This is a genomic window from Bifidobacterium thermophilum, assembly GCF_037482445.1.
GTDB classification, from domain to species: Bacteria; Actinomycetota; Actinomycetes; order Actinomycetales; family Bifidobacteriaceae; genus Bifidobacterium; species Bifidobacterium thermophilum_B.
The window spans coordinates 160,279-185,052 of the sequence record NZ_JBBHLY010000001.1 but is presented as its reverse complement, the minus strand read 5'-3'; the positions used below and the strand labels follow the sequence as shown (position 1 = coordinate 185,052).

At 61.0% G+C, this 24,774-nt stretch carries 21 protein-coding genes; 19 read left to right on the top strand and 2 right to left on the bottom strand.

What is annotated here, in order from left to right; translation table 11 throughout:
• Positions 1-535: 535 nt before the first annotated feature.
• From smpB to WD012_RS00710, 5 genes are all read left to right on the top strand, one after another.
• A complete protein-coding gene (gene smpB, locus WD012_RS00730; protein WP_339561900.1) occupies positions 536-1,015 on the top strand; it encodes an SsrA-binding protein SmpB in 480 nt (159 codons plus the stop codon).
• Between the two features lie 314 nt (positions 1,016-1,329).
• Positions 1,330-2,274: an ABC transporter substrate-binding protein gene (locus tag WD012_RS00725; protein ID WP_339562092.1), complete on the top strand. Its 945-nt coding sequence runs from the start codon at positions 1,330-1,332 to the stop codon at positions 2,272-2,274.
• 171 nt (positions 2,275-2,445) lie between these two features.
• The gene (locus WD012_RS00720; RefSeq protein ID WP_339561899.1) at positions 2,446-3,387 is read left to right on the top strand and encodes an ABC transporter substrate-binding protein; all 942 of its coding nucleotides are present in this window, start codon (positions 2,446-2,448) and stop codon (positions 3,385-3,387) included.
• A gap of 258 nt (positions 3,388-3,645) precedes the next feature.
• Positions 3,646-4,635, top strand: a complete 990-nt coding sequence (locus WD012_RS00715; RefSeq protein WP_339561898.1) for an amino acid ABC transporter permease — start codon at positions 3,646-3,648, stop codon at positions 4,633-4,635.
• A gap of 20 nt (positions 4,636-4,655) precedes the next feature.
• A complete protein-coding gene (locus WD012_RS00710; protein WP_339561897.1) occupies positions 4,656-5,474 on the top strand; it encodes an amino acid ABC transporter ATP-binding protein in 819 nt (272 codons plus the stop codon).
• Positions 5,475-5,822: 348 nt separating this feature from the next.
• Here the strand turns inward: WD012_RS00710 and WD012_RS00705 are convergent, their stop codons facing one another.
• Positions 5,823-7,178 (bottom strand): hypothetical protein, encoded by a 1,356-nt coding sequence (locus WD012_RS00705; RefSeq protein WP_339561896.1) that lies wholly within the window; start codon positions 7,176-7,178, stop codon positions 5,823-5,825.
• Positions 7,154-7,855: a LuxR C-terminal-related transcriptional regulator gene (locus WD012_RS00700; protein ID WP_339561895.1), complete on the bottom strand. Its 702-nt coding sequence runs from the start codon at positions 7,853-7,855 to the stop codon at positions 7,154-7,156. The genes WD012_RS00705 and WD012_RS00700 overlap by 25 nt, the downstream gene beginning before the upstream one ends.
• Positions 7,856-8,199: 344 nt before the next feature.
• Between WD012_RS00700 and WD012_RS00695 the strand changes: the two genes are divergently transcribed.
• The 14 genes from WD012_RS00695 to WD012_RS00630 all read left to right on the top strand — a co-directional run bounded on the left by WD012_RS00695 (position 8,200) and on the right by WD012_RS00630 (position 24,769).
• The gene (locus WD012_RS00695) at positions 8,200-9,354 is read left to right on the top strand and encodes a hypothetical protein (protein ID WP_339561894.1); all 1,155 of its coding nucleotides are present in this window, start codon (positions 8,200-8,202) and stop codon (positions 9,352-9,354) included.
• Positions 9,351-10,049, top strand: coding sequence for an ATP-binding cassette domain-containing protein (locus tag WD012_RS00690; RefSeq protein ID WP_339561893.1), 699 nt, complete (start codon positions 9,351-9,353; stop codon positions 10,047-10,049). The genes WD012_RS00695 and WD012_RS00690 overlap by 4 nt, the downstream gene beginning before the upstream one ends.
• 296 nt (positions 10,050-10,345) lie before the next feature.
• Positions 10,346-11,224, top strand: coding sequence for a hypothetical protein (locus tag WD012_RS00685; protein ID WP_339561892.1), 879 nt, complete (start codon positions 10,346-10,348; stop codon positions 11,222-11,224).
• Positions 11,225-11,347: 123 nt separating this feature from the next.
• Positions 11,348-11,647 (top strand): hypothetical protein, encoded by a 300-nt coding sequence (locus WD012_RS00680; RefSeq protein ID WP_339561891.1) that lies wholly within the window; start codon positions 11,348-11,350, stop codon positions 11,645-11,647.
• The gene (locus WD012_RS00675; protein ID WP_231485427.1) at positions 11,622-12,161 is read left to right on the top strand and encodes a hypothetical protein; all 540 of its coding nucleotides are present in this window, start codon (positions 11,622-11,624) and stop codon (positions 12,159-12,161) included. The genes WD012_RS00680 and WD012_RS00675 overlap by 26 nt, the downstream gene beginning before the upstream one ends.
• Positions 12,162-12,321: 160 nt before the next feature.
• Positions 12,322-12,945 (top strand): hypothetical protein, encoded by a 624-nt coding sequence (locus tag WD012_RS00670; RefSeq protein WP_015450777.1) that lies wholly within the window; start codon positions 12,322-12,324, stop codon positions 12,943-12,945.
• Positions 12,946-13,033: 88 nt separating this feature from the next.
• The gene (glmS, locus tag WD012_RS00665; protein WP_339561890.1) at positions 13,034-14,923 is read left to right on the top strand and encodes a glutamine--fructose-6-phosphate transaminase (isomerizing); all 1,890 of its coding nucleotides are present in this window, start codon (positions 13,034-13,036) and stop codon (positions 14,921-14,923) included.
• Positions 14,924-15,057: 134 nt separating this feature from the next.
• Positions 15,058-15,813: a pseudouridine synthase gene (locus WD012_RS00660; protein ID WP_339562091.1), complete on the top strand. Its 756-nt coding sequence runs from the start codon at positions 15,058-15,060 to the stop codon at positions 15,811-15,813.
• 146 nt (positions 15,814-15,959) lie between these two features.
• A complete protein-coding gene (locus tag WD012_RS00655; RefSeq protein ID WP_422614323.1) occupies positions 15,960-16,973 on the top strand; it encodes a LacI family DNA-binding transcriptional regulator in 1,014 nt (337 codons plus the stop codon).
• 102 nt (positions 16,974-17,075) lie between these two features.
• Positions 17,076-19,163: a beta-galactosidase gene (locus WD012_RS00650; RefSeq protein ID WP_339561889.1), complete on the top strand. Its 2,088-nt coding sequence runs from the start codon at positions 17,076-17,078 to the stop codon at positions 19,161-19,163.
• A gap of 92 nt (positions 19,164-19,255) precedes the next feature.
• Positions 19,256-20,623: an ABC transporter substrate-binding protein gene (locus tag WD012_RS00645; RefSeq protein WP_339562089.1), complete on the top strand. Its 1,368-nt coding sequence runs from the start codon at positions 19,256-19,258 to the stop codon at positions 20,621-20,623.
• A 119-nt stretch (positions 20,624-20,742) separates the two neighbouring features.
• A complete protein-coding gene (gene coaBC / locus WD012_RS00640; protein ID WP_339561888.1) occupies positions 20,743-22,092 on the top strand; it encodes a bifunctional phosphopantothenoylcysteine decarboxylase/phosphopantothenate--cysteine ligase CoaBC in 1,350 nt (449 codons plus the stop codon).
• 49 nt (positions 22,093-22,141) lie between these two features.
• Positions 22,142-22,918 carry a type III pantothenate kinase gene (locus WD012_RS00635; protein WP_339561887.1) on the top strand — a complete coding sequence of 259 codons (777 nt, stop codon included), beginning with the start codon at positions 22,142-22,144 and terminating at the stop codon, positions 22,916-22,918.
• 165 nt (positions 22,919-23,083) lie between these two features.
• The gene (locus tag WD012_RS00630) at positions 23,084-24,769 is read left to right on the top strand and encodes an ABC transporter substrate-binding protein (RefSeq protein ID WP_339561886.1); all 1,686 of its coding nucleotides are present in this window, start codon (positions 23,084-23,086) and stop codon (positions 24,767-24,769) included.
• The last annotated feature ends 5 nt before the right edge of the window (positions 24,770-24,774 follow it).

Sequence of the window (24,774 nt, the reverse complement as noted above, 5' to 3'; positions counted from 1 at the left end):
TCGGCTGGTTCGGCGGCGATCGGCAGGTCGGCGATGAAGCGGGCGGTTTCTGGTTGTGAGTGGTCATTCGCAGCTGACGGATATGGGTGCGGGATTGGTGCGGATATGGCATCTGGATAACGTTGGTTGTGTGCGGTGACTCACAATCAACTTGCTTGTGGCGCTGGGGGAGCTGGTAGAGGGGGGCGATCGCTTGGTTGTCCGTGGCGGCTCACAATCAGGCTGAGGGAATAGCGAGGGAGCAGGCTGCGGAGGTTGACGTGCCGTTGGTTGTGAGTGGTGACTCACAACCGATGCTGAAGTGGCGGGTCGTGGACCGGAGGGCAGCGGACAGGTGAGGATGCGGGGGCGGCGGTTGGGGCACTGACGGGCGAATGCGGATTCGTGTACAATGGTGGGTTCGACAGACAGCATGACGGACACGCGCTTGTGGTCGCGTCCGCGGCGCTGCGATGGCGAGGCGATAAGGAGCACGCGTCACAAGCGTTTGCGAACGAGACGCGAAACCCTATGTACGCGAAGAACGAGGATGGATATGGCGAAGGAACAGGGGACTGTGATGATCGCGCAGAACCGTAAGGCGCGGCACGACTACAGCATCGAGGACACGTACGAAGCGGGACTGGTACTCACCGGCACCGAGGTCAAGTCGTTGCGCGAGGGACGCGCGTCGCTCGCCGAAGCGTTCGTCAGCATTGACCGTCGTGGCGAGATGTGGCTTGAGGCTGCGAATATCCCGGAATATCTCAACGGCACGTGGAACAATCATGCGCCGAAGCGCAAGCGCAAGCTGCTGCTCCATGCCGCACAGATCGAGAAGCTGCAGCGCCAGACCCAGGCAAAGGGCTACACAATCATCCCGTTGAGCCTGTATTTCAAGGACGGCAGGGTGAAAGCCCAGATCGCGCTCGCCCGCGGCAAGAAGGAGTATGACAAGCGCCAGGCCTTGCGCGAGGAGCAGGACAAGCGCGAAGCACTGCGCATCATGCGGTACAAGAACAGGCAGGTGATCTGAGCGTTATCGTTTCGCTGACCTGACAAGATGGTTGATGGCGTGGGCATTCAATGTCGGTTGTCTTGCTGCGGAATCGTGACACGGTAGTCCATGATTGTGCCCGCATGTCGAGACCCTTCACCGCATGCCCGCGCCTTCCGGTTACGGTGAAGCGTAACGTCGCCGTAGCATGGCGGGCTTATTCTGCCGCTATCGGCGAGGACGGGGCATCCGCCCGGGTGCCTACGCCGACGGGCGCGGCCGGCAGGCTCTCGCGTCCGGAACAGAGAGAGGGTTCAGCCATGTCAGTCATCTCGAATTTCAGCCATCGCGGAATGTCGATCAGCGCGAGTCTGAAACGTTGCGGTGCCGCAGCCTGTTGCGCTGCGCTGCTTGCCGGTGCTGCGGCGTGCGGCACGAGCGATGCGACGGACGCGAAGTCCGGTTCGGGCTCGTCATCGAGCTCGTCAACGTCCGGCTATGATGTCTCCGGCGTGAAGAAGGACGCCTCCATCGCAGCGCTTCTGCCGGATTCGGTGACCAAGGACGGCAAGCTTACGGTCGGCATGGATACGTCGTACGCCCCGGCTGAGTTCCTCGCGGAGGACGGCAAGACCCCGGTCGGTTTCGATGTCGACATCGTCAAGGCAATGGCGAATATCTTCGGTCTGAAGGCCGATCCGGTGACGGCGAACTTCGATTCGATCATCCCGTCGGTCGGCAGCAAATACGATATCGGAGTGTCGTCGTTCACGGTGACGAACGAGCGGCTTGATTCCGTTGATTTCGTGACCTTCTACAAGGCTGGTTCCACGTGGGTGACCAAGAAAGGTAATCCTGAGAAGGTGGACACCTCGGACCTGTGCGGCAAGAAGATCGCCGTGCAGACCGGCACCACGCAGGAGGAGGCCGTCACCGAGATCTCCAAGCAGTGCAAGGCGAACGGCAAGCAGCCGGTGGATGTGCTGTCCAGCAAGCTGCAGACCGATGTGACCACGAATGTGGTGACCGGCAAGGCGGTCGCGTTCTATGCGGATACTCCGGTGGCGGGCTACGCGATCTCGCAGACCGGTGACCAGCTGGCCACGCTCGGCGATGACGAAGGTGTCGCCCCGGAGGGCGCAGCCATCAAGAAGGGTGATTCGGCGACCGATGAGGCGGTGCAGAAGGCCCTGCAGAAGCTCATGGATGACGGCACGTACGAGAAGATTCTCAAGCACTGGGGTGCCGAGGGCGGTGCCGTGACCAAGGCGGAGATCAACCCGAAGGTCGAGAACTGAGCCGCGCACTCGCCGGTCGTATCGTGATCGGGCGTGGTGCCCGCACGCGATATGACCGGCGTGTCTTTTTCGATCGGGAGTCATAGTCATAGTATATTATGCAAACTACTGCATAGATATGCATTATGGGATGGCAGACAGTCAGACCATGATGCATGAAGAGAGGGACATATGTCATTCAAGGCTTTCAAGACCGCGCTCGCTTGCATGCTGAGCGCCGCCATGCTGCTCGGTGCCGCTGCATGCGGTACCACCGATGAAGCGACCTCCGGCTCCGGCTCGGGCTCCTCGTCGAGCTCGTCCACAACCGGCTATGATGTCTCCGGCATCAAGAAGGACGCCTCCATCGCCGCCATGCTGCCGGATTCGGTGACCAAGGACGGCAAGCTCACCGTCGGCATGGAACTCACGTACGCCCCGGCGGAATTCCTCGCGGAGGACGGCAAGACCCCGGTCGGCTACGACGTCGACCTGTCCAACGCGCTGGGCAAGGTGTTCGGTCTGGACACCCAGATCGTCTCTGCCTCCTTCGATTCGATCATCCCGTCGGTCGGCAGCAAGTACGACCTTGGCATCACCTCGCTGACCATCACCAAGGAGCGTATGGACGCGGTCAACTTCGTCAGCTACTACAAGGCGGGCGCCACGTGGGTGGTCAAGAAGGGCAACCCGCAGAAGGTGGATACCTCCGACCTGTGCGGCATGAAGATCGCCGTGCAGACCGGCACCGTCGAGGAGGAGGACGCCAACAAGGCGGCCAAGCAGTGCAAGACCGACGGCAAGAAGGCCATCGAGGTGCTCTCCAGCAAGCTGCAGACCGATGCCGCGACCAACGTGGTCACCGGCAAGGCCGATGTCTTCTACGCGGATTCCCCGGTCGCCGGCTATGCGATTTCGCAGACCGACGGTCAGCTCCAGGCGCTCGGCAAGGACGAGGGCTCGGTCAAGCAGGGCATCGCCATCGCCAAGGACGACGACCAGACCGCCAAGGCCGTGCAGAAGGCCGTGCAGAAGCTCATGGACGACGGCACGTATATGAAGATCCTCAAGCACTGGGGAGTACAATCCGGCGCTTTGAGCGAGGCGGAAATCAACCCGACCGAGCTCAGCTGACACCACCGGACGCGAGAACACAGATACGCCCGCCGGTTACGCGACACAAGCCGCAGAGCCGGCGGGCGCACCGTTTCCCGATGTGATGGATATCGGCCGTGGCGGGTGCTATGACCAGGTGACATCGCTGTTGTGATATTGGGATACGGACATTATCTTGACTGTGTCGCCGGGCGTGGCGACAATGAAATTCACAAGGCGTTCACACCGACGGTGTGAACTGGGGCAACGAACCGACAATAGGAGATGGCGCAAACCATGGCGAAGAAACAAGTCGACGGCGAAGGTCTGGACATACCCGACCGCATCCACGCGTTGCCCGTGAAGCGTACCGGCCCGGTGGTCGCCGCTGTGATCGTGGCGCTGCTTGCGGCGATGCTCGTGCAGGGGCTGGTCACCAACCCGCGGTTCGAGTGGAACATCGTATGGAAATACCTGTTCAACGAGAACGTGCTCGAAGGCATCGGCTACACGCTGCTGCTCACGGTGATCTCCATGGTCGTCGCCATCATCCTGTCGGTGATCCTGGCGATCATGCGTAAATCCATCAATCCGGTGCTGCGCGGGGTCAGCTGGTTCTTCATCTGGTTCTTCCGCGGCACCCCTGTGTACACGCAGCTCGTGTTCTGGGGCCTGTTCTCCGTGCTGGTACCCAAGCTGTCGCTCGGCATCCCGTTCACGTCGGTGACCTTCTGGAGCATCGACTCGTCCACGATCATCACCGCGTTCAACGCGGCGTGGATCGGGCTCGCGCTCAACGAGGCGGCCTACCTGTCCGAAATCGTACGTGCCGGTCTTGAAGCCGTGGACCCGGGACAGGCCGAAGCGGCGAAGGCGCTCGGCATGAAGCGCTCGCTGATCATGCGGCGCATCATCCTGCCGCAAGCCATGCGCATCATTATCCCGCCGACCGGCAATGAGACCATCGGCATGCTCAAGACCACGTCGCTGGTGCTCGCCGTGCCGTTCACGCTTGAACTCCAGTTCGCCACCAACGCAATCGCGAACCGCATCTACAAGCCGATTCCGCTGCTGCTGGTCGCCTGCATCTGGTACCTGTTCATCACCTCCATCCTCATGATCGCCCAGTCCCGTCTCGAGAAGCATTTCGGCAAGGGCTTCGAGGCACGGTCCATCGTTGCCGAGGATACCGGCGACAAGCTGGATGGCCCGCTCGCTGTCAGCGAGACGAAGAAGGACCGCATCACCCGCGGTAACAACGTGAAGATGATCGGGCTCAACGCGTGAGCGTGAGGGAGGAGACAGACATGAGCGACCAGACAGCAAACCAGACAGCACCCCAGCGCAATCGGCGCACCACGCCGGCGGTCGAGGCAATCGGCGTACACAAGGCCTTCGGACGCCTCCACGTGCTCAAAGGCATCGACATGACGGTCATGCCGGGCACGGTGACGGTGATCCTCGGTCCGTCCGGTTCGGGCAAATCGACCTTCCTGCGGCTGATCAACCAGCTGGAGACCCTGACCGGCGGTGAAATCCGCGTGGACGGCGAGATGATCGGCTTCAAGAAGGTCGAGCATAAAGGCCATGAGGTGCTCCAGACCCTGAACGACAAGGAGATCGCCGCCCAGCGGTCCAAACTGGGCATGGTTTTCCAGCGCTTCAATCTCTTCCCGCATATGACGGCGTTGGAGAACGTCATGGAAGCCCCGGTCCATGTGAAGCATATGGGCAAGGGCGAGGCGCGTGAGCTGGCGGTCGCCGAGTTGCAGCGCGTCGGACTCGGTCAGCGGCTTGACTATTACCCGTCCCAGTTGTCCGGCGGCCAGCAGCAGCGCGTGGCCATCGCCCGTGCGCTCGCGATGAAACCTGAAATCATGCTCTTCGACGAGCCGACATCCGCACTTGACCCTGAATTGGTGGGCGAGGTGCTGAGCGTCATGCGTCAGCTCGCCGACGAAGGCATGACTATGATTGTGGTCACCCATGAGATCGGGTTCGCCCGTGAGGTCGCCGACCAGGTGGTGTTCATGGACGGCGGCGTGGTGGTTGAGCATGGTGGTCCTGAGATTATCGACCATCCGAGCGAGCCGCGCTTCAAGGACTTCCTGCAGCACGTGCTGTGACACGGGTTGTCGCGAAGGAAAAACGGTATGCAAATGGTTCATGGCAATGATTCATGGCGTCATGGTGGTCGTGCCGCATTGGCGATGTACCTGGCGATTGCCGTTGGCATTTGCGGGCTGTCTACGGGAATCACTGATAGCCGGTGCGATGATGCTTTTTTGACGTCGGCTTCCGTGAGCGTTGGCGTCTTGTTGGGCGAATGCCCCAAGTGGTTTCCATGGTGCATGGTCTGACGCAAGCCAGCTGATACAAACCAGCTGGCACAAAAGGCGGGACTGCGGGCGCTGAGCGTCGTATGCTTGGAAACTTGCTGGACGAAACGGATTCATGGAACGAAACGTGAGTACTCAGTCGGCGTGTTGCAGCGGCGATTGAGCATTCACGTAACCGTGGCTCTGCGGGTGCAATGGAATGCGCGCGTAGAGCGTCCACGTCTCGTCTTCGCTGTTGAAGCGCAGCTCGCCGCCAAGCGATTCGATGATGCCGCGGTGGAGCATCAATCCACTTTGGGATTGTGGCAGAGCGCCGTCATGGCTGGCCGAAGCCTGGGCAACTTTTGGCGACTGCTGGTCTGTGCTGCGACCACGTGTGCTCTTGGGTGTCAGCGCGTTCGTCTGCATGAGTGACATGTTGTCGTCATCGTAGGCGATGGTGAGCAGCGGCGCGCTATCCGGGGATGCGTGCCGCAGCAGATTCGTGAAGATTTCACCGATGAGCGTCACTGCTTCGTCGCCGGACTGTACACAGACGGGCGACGATATTTGCCCTGAAGTGTGTACATCGACATGCATATGATGCGGAGCCAACAGATGCTGCCCCTGTTCGATGGCGATGCCAATGCGCGACGGCAGCGGAAGGTCGCGCGAATCGTCGGTTTGGTCGTTGCGAGGCTGTTCATCCACGGAGTTCATGGTTCTGATTACCGAGCGGATACTCGCGAGAGCGCTTTCGCTGAGTTGCCGTACAGTCTGCCAATCCCCGTCAGACGCGTGTACCGCGTTGCTAGCCGTGTCCAACGTGTCAATATGCTGCTGCGCGAGCAAGAAGATACTCGACAGATTTGCGGTGACCGCATCATGCGTCATCTGCGCGAACTTGGTGACTTCCTGCTGATGGGCCTGTTGTGTTCGCAGGAGTTCCAGCTCGGCATCGCGGTGCCGTTGCCGATCATCGATGGCAATGGTGCGAATGGATGCGCAAATCGCGTACGTGACGATATACAACGCGAGCAATACGAACAGGGAAAGCGCGTCTGCCTGGTCAAGTGTCGTAGTGGGGCTGAAAATCAGCAATAATGTCGCAACCGATACGATCAGACTCCAGATTGACCACCGGGTGGGGACCGAATATGCGAGTGTACCGACGGCAAGTGGCGTGAGCATGTAGATAATCGAACCGGCTTCCGATAATGACAGGCCGGGAGTGAAAATCAGCAGTACCGTCATGGCGAATGAGGCCAGGGACGCTGGCACAGGCACGTAGGCGATGCCCAGCGGGCAGCAGCAGGCGATAACGCAAACCACCCATTGCACGGGGGTCTTCGCGGGGAAGAATGCCAGCACCGCAATCATCAGTATCATGGTCACCAAGCACAGGGCGACATGCAGCCGATGATGGTGGAATCGCTGCGGAATTATGGCTTTGATGGTGTCCATGACTGTGGCCATAGACGAGCCGCTTACAGTCCGATGGTTTTTGTCCATAACGCCACCGCCTCCCGTTTGCTGGTTACGCCCATCTTGCGCGACGCACGTGTGATATAGGTGTTGATGGTCGATGGGCTGACGTCGAGTACCTGCGCGATATCGGCGTTGCTGTACCCGTGCGAGCTCATGGTGAGCACCTGCTTTTCCTGCTGGCTCAGCGAGAGGATGTACGGCAGGCCTTCCTGCCGGATGCGCAGATGCGCCTGCCCTGGTGTCTCGAAGGGTGGCCGGACAGCGAGCGCGCCGGTGTCGGCGACCTCCATGATGACGGTTTTCAGAGCCGACAGTTCGTTCTTGCCGATAACCGCCTGCATGCCGGCGTCGGCCGCATCGTGGTAGAACTGGGTCGGCTCGTATGAAGTGATGCCGAGTATCGGCATCGTGCCGTTGGTGTAGCGGATGGCTCGGCTCATATCGACGCCTGACAGGCCGCGCATCGAGATGTCGGTGATGAACAGGTCCGGCAGATCGCGGATACCGGATTCGCATTGCTGGTAGTGGTCGAAAGCGTCCGAGCCGTTATGTTCGGTCCAGGTGATGGCGACGCGCGGCCACGCGGACATGATCTCGCGCAGCATCTTCAGCGCCAGGATGTCGTTGTCGACGAGCACGACCTGCACGGTGCCCGTCGTCTGGTCGCTGCCGTTCGCGGATGGTGTCTGCTGTTGGCTCATGGTGGTGCCTGGCTCCGTGCTTGTTCGAATACGGTATTCATACACCAGCATAGCTCTGTGTCGGTGCCGCCGGATTGGCGTCAACAATGGGTTTCACGGAAACCATTCCGCAGGATATTCCAAAAACAGCGCCAATATGTGAGACGCGCAATCATGATTTGCTTGGGAGATGAGGCGCTGTATCGGCGGAAAGTCAACGAAAAACGGGTAATCATGCCGCAAAGCCATGTTTGGTGTGAGTGCCAGTATCGCGACCGTGTAGGTATTTGCACGACAAGGATTTGCCTGCGGATTCCTCCCCACCGATAATGGCAACGTTTCGATTCTGCACGAAGGAGCACAGAATGCGGCTGCATCATCCGAAAACCGGTACGAACCGGAAAATGGGCCGCAACACTGTGTCCGTCTCCGTGACTGTTCTGCTCGCGCTCGTCATGCTGGCGGCCGGCGTATGCGGAGGGTTTCTGCTCACCCGTGAGCCTCAACCCGCCGCGTTCGAGTCGACTACGCGCGCGGGCACACTCGCCGTGCGATCGGAACCATATGATGACGAGCGTTCCGTCACCGTCACGGTGGAACGCAGTGAATCCGGTTCCGTAGCCGCTCCGGTTGGGGGAGTGGTTACGGAGTTGAGACAGTGCGCGGCCGGAAGCAACATCGAATCAGGCTCCGCGTTCATTGCCATTGACGGACAACCCCAACTCGCCCTGTATCTGAGAACACCACCGTATCGGACGATGACCAGTGGCATGAAGGGCGGTGATATCGCGGCGCTCAATGCGGAGCTCAGACGGCTCGGATATGCGGCTCCGGATTCGGACGTGATGACGTGGGATACGGTGAAAGCTTTCAATGCGCTTGCCACAACCGCCGGGACGCAGGGAACCACGCAAGAGCGCCAGTGGAGCATCGATACGTCGTTGTTCGCATGGTTGCCCCAACAGCAGGTGACTGTCAAGGAGTGCCAAGCCCGATATGGCGGGCAGGTCGAGCAGGGAGCCGATGTGCTGACGACTACCAGCCAACCGGTCCGTGCGACGTTCCGACGCAATGATTCCTCGATGGTGCAAGGTGATCGGGTCATGGAAGTCAACGGTGCGACGTTCACCATCACCGATCAGACAGCAGACAGCACTGACGCCTCCCTGCTCTCAGCCATCGGTGCGAGCAACGAATACCGTGCCGCCCAACAGCCGACAGCCTCCGGGCAGGCTTCCGATACCGGAGGGGCCCAAAGCGACACGGGACAAGACACCGCTCCGAACACCATCAACGTTACATATCGCTGGAAGCTCGCCAAAGCGCTGAACGTGGTCTCGGTGCCGCCGGCGGCGATGTACGATGTCTCTGCGGATTCGGCATGCGTGGTTTCGCGCGGCAAGCCGGTCGCCGTCCATGTGGTCGCCTCCCAGCTTGGCAAATCGATGGTCAGCGTGCAATCCGGCGCATCCCTGACTTCCGTCGATGTTCCCGCCAGCACAGGCAAGGCGTGCCGATGAGCGGGCAAGACCGGCTCGAGTCCATACGACCCGCGGTTGCAGGATTGGCGGGAACCAGTACAGTTCAGGACAATTCCGGTGATGAGCAGTCTGCCCATGTCAAGCTCGACGATGTCGGGCACAGCTTCGACGGGGACGACTGGCTGTTCAGTCATATCACCATGACGCTGTATCCCCGGCGCGTCTATGCGCTGGTCGGTCCATCCGGCTCGGGCAAATCCACGCTATTGTCCATTGTTGCAGGCTGGCAGCAGCCAGCGCAGGGCAAGGTGATACGCGTCTCATGCGGTCGGGTGTGCTGGGTATTGCAGAATCCTCATGGAGTAGCGCGTAGGAAGGTCATCGACCATGTGGCACTGCCCTATATTTCTCGCGGGGAACGCAGGAACGAAGCCGAAGAGCACGCTTTGTCACTGTTACGCGTGTTCGGGCTTGACCATCTTGCCGCCAAACAGTTCCGTGACCTGTCCGGTGGCGAGGCTCAGCGGCTGATGCTTGCGCGCGCGGTCGCCTCCCACGCGGGACTGCTTCTTGTGGATGAGCCGACAGCACAACTTGATTTGGCGACTGCGGCGAGCGTGAACCGAACCTTGCACGGGTTGTCGATATCAGGGGCGATTGTCGTGGTCGCCACACATGATCCGCGCACCCGCGACGCGTGCACGGACATCATCGATTTGAGGGACTACCAGTGAGCCGGGAACAAGATACCGTTGCGCCTGCCATTGACCGGGATACGGCTGCGACAGGGCGTATGCGTCTGCGTGGTGTCGTGGACGAAGCATGGCGGGATATCGTGTCCGGAACCTCGCATGCGTTCATGCTTATGTTGATTCTCGCCGCGTTGGTCGGCGGGTTGTCTGCTGCCGACCTGTTCAGCATTCGGTCAATAGCGCAGCAGGTTGACCGGTATATCGCATCGGGCGCGTCGACGTACGTCATCGAGTTCAAAGGCAGGATTAGCGGTGAAGCATGCGAACGGTTGTCCAGTGTGGACGGGGTGCTCGCATCCGGCGCGTTACGGTCGAAGAACGACAAGGTCACATCCGCCGTCCTGCCATCTGCGAGTATTCCTTCGCTTGATGCCACGACCGGGGCGCTTGGTGTCTTTGCTTCTTCGACCCGTTCCGGCACTGTTACGTTGTCTACCAGGGATTACGATGGCATCTGGCTCTCCTCCCAGGCAGCGCAGTCTGTGAACGCTTCCGCCGGAAGCCAACTCGCATTGCATGCCGGTGGCAGTGTACGAATCGCCGGCGTATTCCAGTATCCGGACGACGGTAGGTCATCCAATTACCAATATGTGGCGCTCAGCCAGGTTCCGGTTGATGCAAACGATTTCGACCAGTGCGTGGTGAAGACCTGGCCGGTTCCGGATGCCCTGCAGGCGTTGTTGCAATCCACGGTATCCTCATGGCCTTCGGATGCTTCGCAGCAACCAACGATCAGCCAATTGAATGCGACGCAAGGCTCGAAGTTGGATGCCGTCAAGGCGTTCCGGGAGAGACAGAGTGCACTGGCTCCACTCGTGATGCTGGTCATTGCGTTCTTCATCGGATTCGCCGTTGTCCGTGTCAGGCGGCTCGAACTTGCATCCGCCATGCATTGCGGCGAACCCAAGACCGCGCTCTGGCTGCAGATGCTGCTCGAGGCGTTGGTCTGGTGCTGTTCGGCGATACTGGTGACGCTGCCATTGACGATCTGGGCGATTACCCATATGGATACGGGGATCATCATTGCCTCACCGACGCTTGTTGGTATTCTTTCCAGAGTTCCAGCGGCGGCCCTTGCGGGTGTGTTGGCCGGTGTCACGCTTGCGATGCTGGTCACTCGCGAACGTGACCTGTTCAGATATTTTAAGAATCGATGACCGGAAGCTGGGATTTGTAGTGTTTTTAACGACAAGGATTTGCATCGTGCGATGAAGTGCGAAACAATGCAATCGTGACGTCAACGAGGCGTCGCCTACGAGGCGCAAGAAGGAGTCTCAACGATGAGAAAAGTAAAGAAAGTAAAGACGGCATTAGCCGCGGTTACGGCATCGCTGCTGCTCGCCACTGGATTGGCGGGTACCGCGAATGCGAAAGATTACTGGAATTACGGGGTAGCGTACTGGACGTATTCCATGGCAACGGCTCAGGGTGTGTATTCACAACACATCCTGAGATATTCATTGAATGATGGGTCGAAGAGGAACGCCTATGGAAAATGGGCTCCGACTTATCACAAGTCATATGCAAATGCTCATGGGCAGCCGTTGGTAGCGTATGATGCGCATTGGCGCAAGTATTAGTGATTGGTTCGGGATGTTGACTCATACCGTTGCTCGTATTCGAAATGTGTTTTTGATTTTCGGCGTGGCCGTGGCGTGCCTGATGTGCGTCGCCTGCGGCTCGGGACATCAGAACGCGACCCCAGCCCCATCGCAAAGCACTGCGAAGGCCGAGAATGGACATGTGTTCAAAGGTCCATACGCTCGAAAATTCGCAGACACGTACAACAGCCTTCAGACCGGTTTTGCCCGGGGACTCATAGAGGATGGCAAGATCAGCGAGAAGGACATCAATGCTTTGGAATTCAAAGTCGAGGGTTGCGTAGATGCCCAAGCTCAAAGCGAAGATGATTTCATCACCTTCATTTGGGAGGAAGGCACGACGACACCGACTCCATACCATGGTGCGAATGCGAAGAGGATGAACAAGATTGCGAAGCAATGCATGGAACGTTACGACGGGTATAAGATCAACGATCTGTCCCACTACGTATACGTCCATGAACATCCCGATGATAACGATCAATCCAAATGATAAATAACCGCGAAGGCGGGCTTGCGCTACGGGACTCGCGGCACAAGCCCACCTTCCGACTCTGCGAAACGAAAGAATCACCACTCCGAGAAGTGAAATCATGAAAAAGACCAACAATAGGGGGAACCGTCACACCGCTGTGACAGTCATGGTATGCGCCATGGCGTGCTGTGCAACATTGCTTTCGGGCTGTGCGGGCGGAGGACATACCGCTCCGTCCACTGGCACCGCGACAAGTGCATCGAGTAGCGCCACTGCGAAGGACGGCACCGTCTTCACCGGATACTACGCGCAACAAATCAAACGCACCTACGATGATGCACACCAGTCCCTGACCAAGAAGATACTGAAGGACAGCAAAATCACCGACGAAGAGTTCAACGAACTCAGCGAGCATTTCAGCGATTGCGCGAAACAGCAAGGCGTCGATGTCACTTTTGACTCGCAAGGCGGCATGCAAACCACGTATCCCGCCGGAATGAGCCAAAGCGATGGCGATTCCGCTGTCGCCCAATGCGACGAGGACAATGATTTCACCAGCATGAGCATTCTGCACGACAGCATGAAAAGCAATCCCAAGAACGAGGATCCAGCGGTACCGTTGCTCCAATGCCTGAAGAAAAACGGGCTCGCCGAACAATCCATGACGGTGGATGATTACAAGGCGATCGTCAGCGACGAGAACAAGGACAAGGACGTATTCGGCAAGTATTTCGACGAATCCGCCCCAGGGTATGATGCCGCGAAGGCGAAACTGTACGAAGCGTGCCAAACGAATTCGTGATGTGCATTCCAAGCGCCGATTGGCCGGTTATGTGAAAGTGACTTTCGCCATCGGCGCTTGACATAATCGTCCGATACACTGGTGTGCTATGTGCGGAATCGTAGGATATGCAGGCGGCATGACCGCATGCGGCAAACCATTGGAAGTATGCATGCAAGGCCTGGGCAGGCTGGAATACCGTGGATATGATTCCGCGGGCGTCGCACTTGCCGCACCTGGCATGAATCTCGTAGCCGTTCGCAAGAAGGCAGGTCGCCTGGACAATCTCAAAGCCGACCTCAAGCGTTCGCCTCTTCCGGACGCAACGGTCGGCATCGGACATACGCGGTGGGCCACGAACGGCGAGCCCAGCGACACCAACGCGCATCCGCATGTGAGCGCGGACGGGAAAATCGCCATCATCCACAATGGCATCATCGAAAACGCATCACAGCTGAAAATGGATCTGCAATCCGAAGGGTACGTGTTCTCCTCCGGCACTGATACCGAAGTCGCGGCGAAACTGCTCGGCAAGGTTGCCAACACCATCATCGAGGAAACCGGCAAACCCGACCTGTTCGAAGCGTTGCGGCGCGTAGCCCGCATGCTGACCGGCGCGTTCACCATCCTCGCCGTGGACTGCCGCCAGCCGGATATCGTTGTCGGCGCGCGGCATGATTCCCCGCTCGTGGTGGGCCTGGGCGAGGGGGAGAACTTCCTCGGCTCGGATGTCGCCGCGTTCGTCGCCTACACCAAGCAGGCCATGGAAATCGGGCAGGACCAGGCCGTGTGCATCAGCGGCGACCAGGTGATCGTCACCGATTTCAACGGCAACCCGGTGAAGGATTCCAAGCGGTTCACCGTCGATTGGGACGCTTCCGCGGCGGAAAAGGGCGGCTGGCCCTCGTTCATGGACAAGGAGATTCACGAGGACCCGGAGGCCGTGGCCAATACACTGCTCGGCCGCTTCGACGACCAGGGCGATATCGTGCTCGACGAAGTGCATATCGGACTGGACGTGTTCCGCCAGATCGACAAGATCATCGTTGTGGCGTGCGGCACGGCAAGTTATGCGGGCATGGTCGCCAAATACGCGATTGAGCATTGGGTACGCATCCCGGTCGAGGTGGAGCTCGCGCACGAATTCCGTTACCGCGACCCGATTCTGACCCCGCGCACGCTGGTCGTCGCGATTTCGCAGTCCGGTGAGACAATGGACACGCTGATGGCCTTGCGCCACGCCCGCGAACAGGGGTCGCGCGTGCTGGCGATTTGCAACACGCAGGGCGCAAGCATCCCGCGCGAATCCGACGCCGTGCTGTACACGCACGCGGGCCCGGAAATCGCGGTCGCCTCCACCAAGGCCTTTGTCGCGCAGATTGTCGCAGCCTACCTGCTGGGCCTGTATCTGGCGCAGGTGAAGGGCACGATGTACCGTGACGAGATCAGGCACATCCTCGAACAACTCAAGGACATGCCGCAGAAGATCCAGTGGGTGCTGGACAACCAGGCAGGCAATGTCGAGCAGGCCGCCAAGCAGATGGTCAACGCGCATTCCTTCCTGTTCCTCGGCCGCCATGTGGGCTATCCGGTCGCGCTGGAGGGTGCGTTGAAGCTCAAGGAGATCGCCTACACCTTCACTGAGGGCTTCGCCGCGGGCGAGCTCAAGCATGGACCGATCGCGCTGGTTGATGCGGGCGAGCCGGTCGTCGTGATCGTGCCGTCGGCGCGCGGGCGCAACATCCTGCACAACAAGGTGATTTCCGGCATCGAGGAAGTCAAGGCGCGTGGCGCGTTCACCATCGCGGTCGCCGAATTGGGTGACCCGGATGTCGAACAGTACGCGGACGTCGTCTTCTGGCGACCGGTCTGCCCCACGCTGCTCAGCCCGCTGGTGGACGTGGTGCCGTTGCAGCTGTTCGCCATGGATATGGCCATGCTCAAGGGTTATGACGTTGACAAGCCGCGTAATCTCGCGAAATCCGTGACTGTCGAGTGATGCCTCGCATGTCCGCGGCGACTCGCAGCGTCGGGGCGTCCGGTATGGCTTCGCTGCCTCATGGGCGCCCCGACGCGCAATCCGGCTCCGATGATGCCGGGACGCGCGTTCCGCAAGCTAGGCGGCACCGCTGGGTGACCGACGAGCCTGAGATTCCGTTCCGCCCCGACGTGCTGTACGAGGACGAGCGGATCATCGTCATCGACAAGCCGCATTTTGTGCCGACCACGCCGCGCGGCATGTGGTACCGGCAGTCCGCGCTCATCAGGCTGCGCGAGCACTACGCGGAGCCGCAGATTACGCCGGCGCACCGGCTGGATCGGCTGACCGCCGGCATCGTGGTCTTCGTGCGCGACCCGGCATGCCGTGGCGCCTACCAGATGCTGTTCCAGAACCACCGGGCGCGCAAGACCTACGAATGTCTGGCCCCGGCGGCGCCGATCACACGCCCGCATACCGGCACGCTCACGCGCCTCAACGCCCCGGCGGTGTTCCCGCTTCTGCGTTGCTCGCATATCGTCAAGGACCGCGGACGCCTGCAAGCCTACGAGATACCGGGGGAGCTGAACGCGCGGACGATTATCGAGCTGCCCGACACCTGCGGCATGACCGCCGACACTCCGGGCGCAGCGGCACTGCCTGCGGGCATGCGTCGGTACGTCCTGCACCCGGTGACCGGCAAAACCCACCAGCTGCGCGTCCACATGAGCTCGATTGGCCTGCCGATCGTGGGTGACCCGTTCTACCCGACACTCAAACCTTATGGTCCGGATGATTTCAGCACGGCGTTGCAATTGGTCGCGCGCCGGCTCGAGTTCACCGATCCGGTCAGCGGGCGGGACATGGCGTTCGTGTCGTCGGCTGCCTTGCAATGCATCCCATCGGTATGACGTTTGCCGTGGTGCCGTCCGCCGCCGCTGGCCCGGGTGAACGGGAATCCGGGAATACAATGCACATGCACATGGCGGGCGGGCCGATGCCCATTTCGGACACATCGCCTATACTGGCACGATAGTACGCGCAAGGAAGGGGAACGATGAACCGGAACCTTACTGTCTCCATGCAGGATGTCGCCAAAGCGGCAGGTGTCTCTCCCCAGACCGTCTCCCGCGTCGCCAACGGCAGCGCCGCGGTCCGCCCCGAAACCAGGCGACGTGTCGAACAAGCCATGGACGAGCTCGGCTATCGGCCGAATTACGCGGCTCGCGCATTGAAACACGGCCGGTTCAACGATATCGGCGTCGTGATGTTCAGCCTGTACGATTACGGCGATTCACGCATCCTGGACGGTATCGTCACCGCTGCGGTCGACGAGGGGTACGCCGTCACCGTCCACACCATGGGGGTCGGCAAAGAGCGTACGCTGCAGGCCGCGGTCAGCCGTATGGAGCAGCTTCCCGTCGACGGGATCATCGTGATTTTGCAACAGGATGTTCCGGATTTCATGTCATTTGTGCCGCCCAAGGAGCTGCCGGTCGTCCTGGTATGCGAGGACGCGTCCCAGTCATGCCCCACGGTCGACGCGGACCAGTACGGGTGCTCCACCACGGTGGTCGATTACCTGCTCGGTCAGGGGCACCATACGGTCTACCATATCGCCGGACCGTCGCACTCGCGCGCGGCGCGCAGCCGCATGCGGGGGTGGCGTGACGCGCTCGAACGCCGTGGCATCAGCGTGCCCAAGGCGCATATCGGCGATTGGGGTGCCGACAGCGGCTATCATGCGGGACTTGAGCTTGCAAGCAATCCGGAATGCACCGCGATATACGCGGCCAACGACCAGATGGCGTACGGCGCCATGCTCGGGTTGAGGGACGGTGGCCGCAGGGTGCCCGAGGACGTGAGCATCGTCGGCGTGGACGATTCGCTTGGAGGCGTGGTTCCCCGGCTCGACATGACCACGATGCGCATGCATTTCGATGTCATCGGGAAGAAGGCGTTCACGATGCTGCGTGAACAGTGCGAAGGCGGTCACGTCCAGACCGGGGTGAAGACCGTGATCCCGGCGACGCTCATCGAGCGTGGTTCGGCGATGCCGCTGGCCGCATAACGCCATCGTGGCGCGCGGCACCGGGACGCCTCGGCCTGTGCGGTACACAGGAGTCGATGCTATGGTTGGCATCGGTAACCAACGACACGGATATGGAGCGTCATGACACAACGCAGGACACACCGCTGGCCGAAGCCACTGGACAACACTGCCCGACGCATCTGGTACGGAGGGGACTACAACCCAGAGCAGTGGCCCGAATCCGTATGGGATGAAGACATCGAACTGATGACCCGGGCGGGGGTCAACATCGTCTCGCTCGGCATCTTCGCATGGTCGGCGATCGAACCGGAAGACGGCGTGTATGATTTCGCCTGGCTCGACCGGGTCATCGACAAACTGTACAAGGCCGGCATCGCCGTCGATCTCGCCTCCGCGACCGCCACGCCGCCGATGTGGCTGACCCAGGAGCATCCCGAGGTCCTGTGGAAGGACGAGCGCGGGGACGCCTGTTGGCCGGGCGCACGCCAGCATTGGCGGCCTACCAGCCCGGTGTTCCGTGAATACGCGTTGCGGCTATGCCGCAAGATGGCCGAGCATTACCGGGACAATCCCGCCATTGTCGCATGGCATGTCAGCAACGAATACGGCTGCCACAACCGGTTCGACTATTCCGATGACGCCATGCGCGCCTTCCAGCGCTGGTGCAAGGAGCGCTACGGGGATATCGATGCGGTCAACGACGCGTGGGGCACCGCGTTCTGGTCCCAGCGCATGACCGACTTCACCCAGATCATCCCTCCGCGCTACATCGGCGAAGGCAACTTCATGAACCCGGGCAAGCTCCTGGATTTCAAGCGGTTCAGCTCCGACGCGCTCAAGGAATTCTTCAAGGCGGAACGCGACACGCTCGCCGAAATCACCCCGAATATCCCGCTGACCACGAACTTCATGGTCAGCGCCCCCGGCAACGCCCTCGACTACGACGATTGGGGCGCGCAAGTGGACTTCGTGTCCAACGACCATTACTTCACCGCAGGGCGCCGGCATCTTGACGAGCTCGCATACTCGTCCTCGCTGGTCGACGGCATCAGCCGCAAACACCCGTGGTTCCTCATGGAACATTCCACCAGCGCCGTCAACTGGCGGGGCATCAACTACCGCAAGGAGCCCGGGCAGCTGGAACGCGACGCGATGGCGCACCTCGCCATGGGCGCGGACGCGATCTGCTTCTTCCAATGGCGCCAATCCCAGGCGGGCGCGGAGAAATTCCACAGCGGCATGGTGCCGCACGCCGGCGCGGACAGCCAGGTCTACCGTGACGTGTGCGCGCTCGGCAAGGACCTGCGCGCCCTGTCACAGGCCGGTCTGCCCGGTACCACGCTGAGCACCTCGCGCATCGCCGTCGTCTACGATTACGCCAGCGAATGGGCAACCGAACATACCACCACCCCCACCCAATCGGTACGACACTGGACGGAACCGCTTGACTGGTTCACCGCGCTCGCCGACTGCGGCCTGACCGCCGACGTGGTACCCCTGGCCGGCGACTGGGACCATTACGACATGGTCGTGCTGCCCAGCGTGTACCTGCTGGGTGAGGACGATGCGAGACGTGTGCGCGACTATGTCATGGCCGGCGGCAAACTGTTCGCCACCTATTACACGGGCATCAGCGACGAACACGACCACGTGTGGCTGGGCGGCTATCCCGGGGCCATCCGGGACGTTGTCGGCGTGCGGTCCGAGGAGTTCGCGCCCATGGGCGAAGGCGACGGCACCCTCGACCACCTCGACCTGAGCAACGGCACCGTAGCGCACGATATCGCCGATGTCATCACCTCGACCGCAGATTCCGCACGTGTCCTCGCCACCTACCAGGCAGACCCGTGGACCGGCATGGACGGGATCCCCGCCATCACGGTCAACACGTACGGCGAGGGCCATGCGGCATACGTAGGCTGCCGCCTAGGGGCGGACGGCTTGGCCGCGAGCCTGCCGGCCATGTTCGAAGCCATGGACGTGGCATTGCCGGCGTGGCATGGCTCCGGCGATATCCTGCGTGTCGAGCGCGAAGGCCGCAGCGACGGCGACCGGCCGGCATCCCGGTTCGTCTTCCAGTTCAACCGCACCCATCATCCCGTCACGGCGGACGCGCCGGGCACGGTTCTCGTCGCCTCGCTCGCGGCAACCAATGCGGACGGTACGGCCATGATCAGCCCCAACGGCGTCCTTGTCACCAAGCGGTGACAGGAGACGGCACGCCAGCAGTGAGGAGCAGCATGACCACCAGTATTTCGCGGCATTCAGCATCCCGGGTATCGAGGATCTGCGCGGCCATGATGGCTTTTGTCATGCTGCTCGCCACCGCCGCCTGCTCCGGGCAGGACACGCGCACCACCATCACCGTATGGTCGTGGGAGCCAAGCATGGGCAAGCTCGCCCAGGCGTTCGAAGCGGCCAACCCCGATGTCCATGTCGTCGTCAAAGACACCAGCGGCTACGAGAACCTCAATACCGCCATCCAGGACGGATACGGGCTGCCGGATGTCGCGCAGATCGAATACTACGCGTTGCCGCAATACGCGGTCAGCGGGCAGCTGCGCGACCTGACCAGCCGGGTGGAATCCTACGGGAGCTTCTACACGCCGGGAACCTGGTCGTCGGTGCAACTGGGCGGGCGCATGTACGGCCTGCCCATGGATTCCGGCCCGATGGCGTTCTTCTACAACGACAGCGTGTTCAGGCAGGCGGGGGTCGACCCCACGGCCATCCGCACCTGGGAGGACTACTACCAGGCGGCCCGGAAACTCAAGAAGATCGGGGTGTATATCGCGGCGGACGCCGGCGACGCGAGCTTCTTCGATGCGATGATCTGGCTTGCGGGGGGCAGGCCGTTCCGCACCTCGTCCGATGGCAAAACCGTCACTGTGGACCTCAAAGGGGACACGGGAGTGAGCACCTTCATCGAATACTGGCAGAAAATGATGGATGAAGGGCTGATCAACACCAGGCTGTCCACATGGTCGAACGGGTGGAAGAAAGCACTCGGCGACGGCACCGTCGCCTCGGTGTTCTCAGGCGCATGGATGCCGTCCATGCTGCTTGCCGACATCCCCGGCGCCGCCGGACAATGGCGGGTCGGCACCATCCCGACCGTCGACGGCAGCATCACGAACGCCGAAACCGGCGGCTCGGCCCTGACCATGCTCAACACCACGCGCAAACCCGAAGCGGCATACCGGTTCATCGAATACGTGTGCCATGACGCCGAAGGCATCGCGGCACGCATCGATGGCGGGGCGTTCCCCGCGGACACGGCGACCTTGGAATCCGAGGCGTTTCTTGACAAAACGACCATCCGCGATTCGCGAGGCATCCAGATCGCGTATTTCGGCGGCCAGAAGTTCAACAAGGTCCTTGCCCAGGCGGCGAACAACGTCTCGCCGGACTATCAGTACCTGCCGTTCGAAGTGTATGCGCGCAGCGACTTCCGCTCCACCATGGGCAAGGCCTACAAGTGGGAGTCCGCCAACCAGCGGCGGATCATCGCCAGGAAGCGCTACAAGGCCGGCATGACCGATGATGACGGCAACCCCGTGACCGTGCCGGACGATCCCGGGCCGAAAGTCTCCCTCGCGGGGGCGCTCGCCAGCTGGCAGAAGGACATCAAGGAGTACGGGGCCAATCAGGGCTTCACCATCCAATGAGCCTTGCCGGTGGCGAACAGCACAGTCAGTTGTGCGGCTTATACTGGCGGCAGCGCTGACGGCGACCGCCGCAGCGACAACACAAGTCCGCCGCAACAGCGCGGCGATCGGGAGGTCGTATGGCTTCAACCCATATCATGCTCGGTGTCACCGGCAGTATCGCGGCGTTCAAAGCCTGTCAGCTGGTCAGCGATTGGGGCAAACGCGGATATGAGACGCGTGTCACTATGACCGCCGCCGCGCAGCGGTTCGTCACCCCGCTTTCGTTCGCGTCATTGGCGCATACGCCCGTGCGTACAGCCATGTTCCCTGACACTGCGGATTCCCAGGACGCGATTGACGCGCAGCGACTTGGCATCGGCCATATCGATGACGCGAAATGGGCCGACGTGCTGGTCATCGCGCCCGCCACCGCCGATATCATCGCGAAAATCGCCCATGGTATCGCCGATGATTACCTCACCTCGATGACGCTTGCCTATCAGGGGCCGAAAATTCTGTGCCCGGCAATGAACACGCGCATGTACGACAATCCTGTCACCCAGCGCAACCTCGCCGAATGCCGCGAATTCGGGTGGACCATCGTGGAACCGGCAACCGGGCGGCTCGCCTGCCAAGATACCGGCAAAGGCAAACTCGCCGACCTGGGGGATATCGAAGCGGCGGTCGAAACGGCCATCGGGAGTGCGGTTGTTGGCGAACGCGGCACGACGACGAAACCCGGACGGCTGGCGGATGGCGAATTGGCTGGATTGCACGTGCTGGTCACCGCCGGACCCACCCAGGAGCCGCTCGATCCGGTACGGTACCTGACCAACCATTCGACCGGGAAAATGGGGTACGCCCTCGCCCAGGCGGCGCAGTCCATGGGAGCCGAGGTCACGCTCGTATCCGGACCGGTCTCGCTCGACGAGCCGCAAGGCGTGCACACCATCCGGGTGCAGACCGCGCAGGAGATGTTCGACGCGGTTCGTGAACATTTCAGCCAAGCGGATTTGACCGTCATGGCCGCCGCGGTCGGCGATTTCCGCCCCGAACATCCAAGCGAGCAGAAAATCAAGAAAACCGGGGGAGCCATGCCGCCGATCGTGTTGGTGCAGAATCCGGACATCCTCGCGTGGGCGGGTGAACACAAGCGTGCGGACGGCTCGCAAGTTGTGTGCGGGTTCGCCATGGAGACGCAGGATTTGCTCGCCAACGCACAATCCAAGCTGCAACGCAAACATTGCGACATGCTCGTCGCCAACGATCTCAACGAGCCGGGCGCCGGTTTCGCCCATGACACCAATCGCGTCGTGATCTTGACGCCGCAGGCTGCAGACACGTCTGATGGCGGTGCGTCCACGCCGCGTGTACGCGTTGAGCCGCTGCCGCTGATGGACAAGCGTGATCTTGCCGCACGTATCGTCAGCCGGCTCGCGAGTATACGGCAGGAACGATTGGCGGACAACAAGCCGCGATTGGCGTAAAGGCGTCGTCGGACGGGAATCCGGGACACCGGGAAAGAAAGGATGCGACATGCTGCTGGCAGTGGACATCGGCAATACGAATATCGTGCTCGGCTTCCTTGACGGGGAGCGTGGGGAGCAAATCACCGGCACGTACCGGATCACCACGAAAGCGAACCACACGTCGGACGAATACGGGTTGATGATCACCCAATTCCTTGCAATGAGCGGGTACCGCCCAAGCGATGTGCAGGATGTGATCATCGTGTCCGTCGTGCCGAAAGTCATGCATTCGTTCCGCGCAAGCATCGTGAAATTCTTCGATATCGACCCGATGATCGTCGGGCCGGGCATCAAAACCGGCATCAATGTGGTCATGGACAATCCCAAGACCATGGGCGCGGATTGTCTCGCCGATTGTGTGGGCGCGTACTTCACGTACGGTGGACCGGCGCTGGTCGCGGATTTCGGGACGGCCACGACCTTCAATTATGTGGACGGCAAAGGCAGTATTCGCAGTGGTTTGATCACCACCGGCATCCGCACCGCGGCGGCGGCCCTGTGGAACGAGACCGCCCAGCTGCCGGAAGTCGAAATCACACGGCCCAAGTCGATTCTCGCGACGAACACGAAGGACGCGATGCAGGCCGGGCTGTACTACAACTTCCTCGGCGGCATCGAACGCATCATCCGCCAGTTCCAGCAGGAGATCGACGGGGAGTTCCGCGTCATCGCCACCGGCGGGCTTGGGCGCATGTTCAAGGACGATACCGAGCTGATTGACGTATATGACCCTGATTTGATCTTCAAAGGGCTCGCGCACATCTACGAACGCAACACGCGCTGAATGTCGTAGAGCAGCCGATACCAGGCGTCCGCGCGCGGCATTCACGGCGGGCCCGTGATCTCGGCCATCCGCCTGCGTGCGTATGATGGGACACGGTGATCGACCCGCACGGGCGGTCAACCGATACAACACAAGCAGGCCCAAAGGCCGAACAGAGGAGAGACCATGGTCCAGTCCAATGGTGCGCACGGCGAGTCCGACGCAACCGAACCAGACACCACGCAACCAGATACCACAACACAGACACCCGCATCGACGGCAGGCGCCAATACGGACGCCAGCACCGATGCCAGTCTCAACGCGCGCATCAAACAACCCAAGAACAGGCATCACCGGCTCCTTATCTGGATTGTCGCGGCATTGGTCGTCGTCGCGCTTGTCGCATGTATCGCCATCGTGAACTCACGCTCCCGCAAGGCCGCAGCGCCGGCCCAATCGGACAGCATCGCCATCGGCATCAAACTCGCGCCAGTGAGCCTCGACATCCGCAACCAATCCGGTTCCGCGCTCGAACAGCTGCTCATTGGCAATGTCTACGAAGCGCTCGTCTCGCGCAACTCGAACAACGAGGTCGAACCAGGTCTTGCAAAAAGCTGGACCATCAGCGACGACGGGCTGACCTACACCTTCAAGCTCAACGAGCATATGAACTTCTCCAACGGCGACCCGCTCGACGCCACCGACGTGGCCTGGTCCATCAACCAGCTCAAATCCAAGCACTACTACAACAGCGACCAGGTCGAGAACCTCAAGCAAGCCAGCGCCCCCGACGCGACCACCGTGAAACTCACGCTGAGCCGTCCCGACGCGAATATGCTGTGGTACCTTTCCGGCCGTCCCGGCCTGGTCTTCGACAAGGACGCGCACTACGACGCGAAAACCACGGCGATCGGTTCCGGGCCGTATCTGGTCAAGTCCTTTGATTCCAGCAGCAAGCTCGTTTTGCAGGCGAACCCGAAATATTGGGGTAGCGCGCACAAAGCCCGCACAAACACCGTCACCGTGCGGTTCCTGCCGGACGACAACGCGGCGCTCAACGCGTTGACCAGTGGGGACGTGCAGGTGCTGTCCCCGGTCAACGCGAATATGACCAGCAAACTCAAAAGCAGTGGGAAATACACCGTCAAGGCGACCAACGGCAGTGATAAATTCGTGCTTGCGTTCAACTGCACCGGCGCGAAAACCTCCGACAAGCGCGTACGGCAGGCGATCCGCTACGCCATCAACCACAAGGAGATCATCGCCTCGCGCGGGGGAGTGGATGCGGCGCTCGGCGGGCCGATCCCGTCCGTCGACCCCGGCTACGAGGACCTGACCGGCCTGTACCCGTACGATCCAGCCAAGGCCAAGAGCCTCATGCAACAGGCGGGCTACTCCACCAGCCACCCGCTCAAGCTGACGCTCACCTACGCGAACGTGTACGGTTCAGAGCTTGGCGAGCAGCTGCGCAGCCAATTGAGCCGTATCGGCATCGACCTCAACGTCAACACCGTGGAATTCTCCACATGGCTCCAGGACGTGCACACCAACGGCGATTACGACCTCTCGCTCGTCGACCATGCGGAGAGCCACGACTTCTACAAGTGGACGCAGCCCGACTACTACTACCATTACGACAATCCGCAGGTGCAGGCACTGTATGCCAAGGCGCTCGCCGCTACGGACGACGAGGACAGCGCAGACTATCTCAAGCAGGCGGCGAGAATCGTCAGCCAGGATGCGCCCGCCGACTGGCTGTTCGCCTACCGGGTGAGCGTCGCACAGGCCAAAGGGGTCACCGGGTTCCCTTCCCGGCTGACCCAGAGCGTGCTGCCGTTGTGGAAGGTCGCGTACACGCCGGCACAGGCGTAGAACGT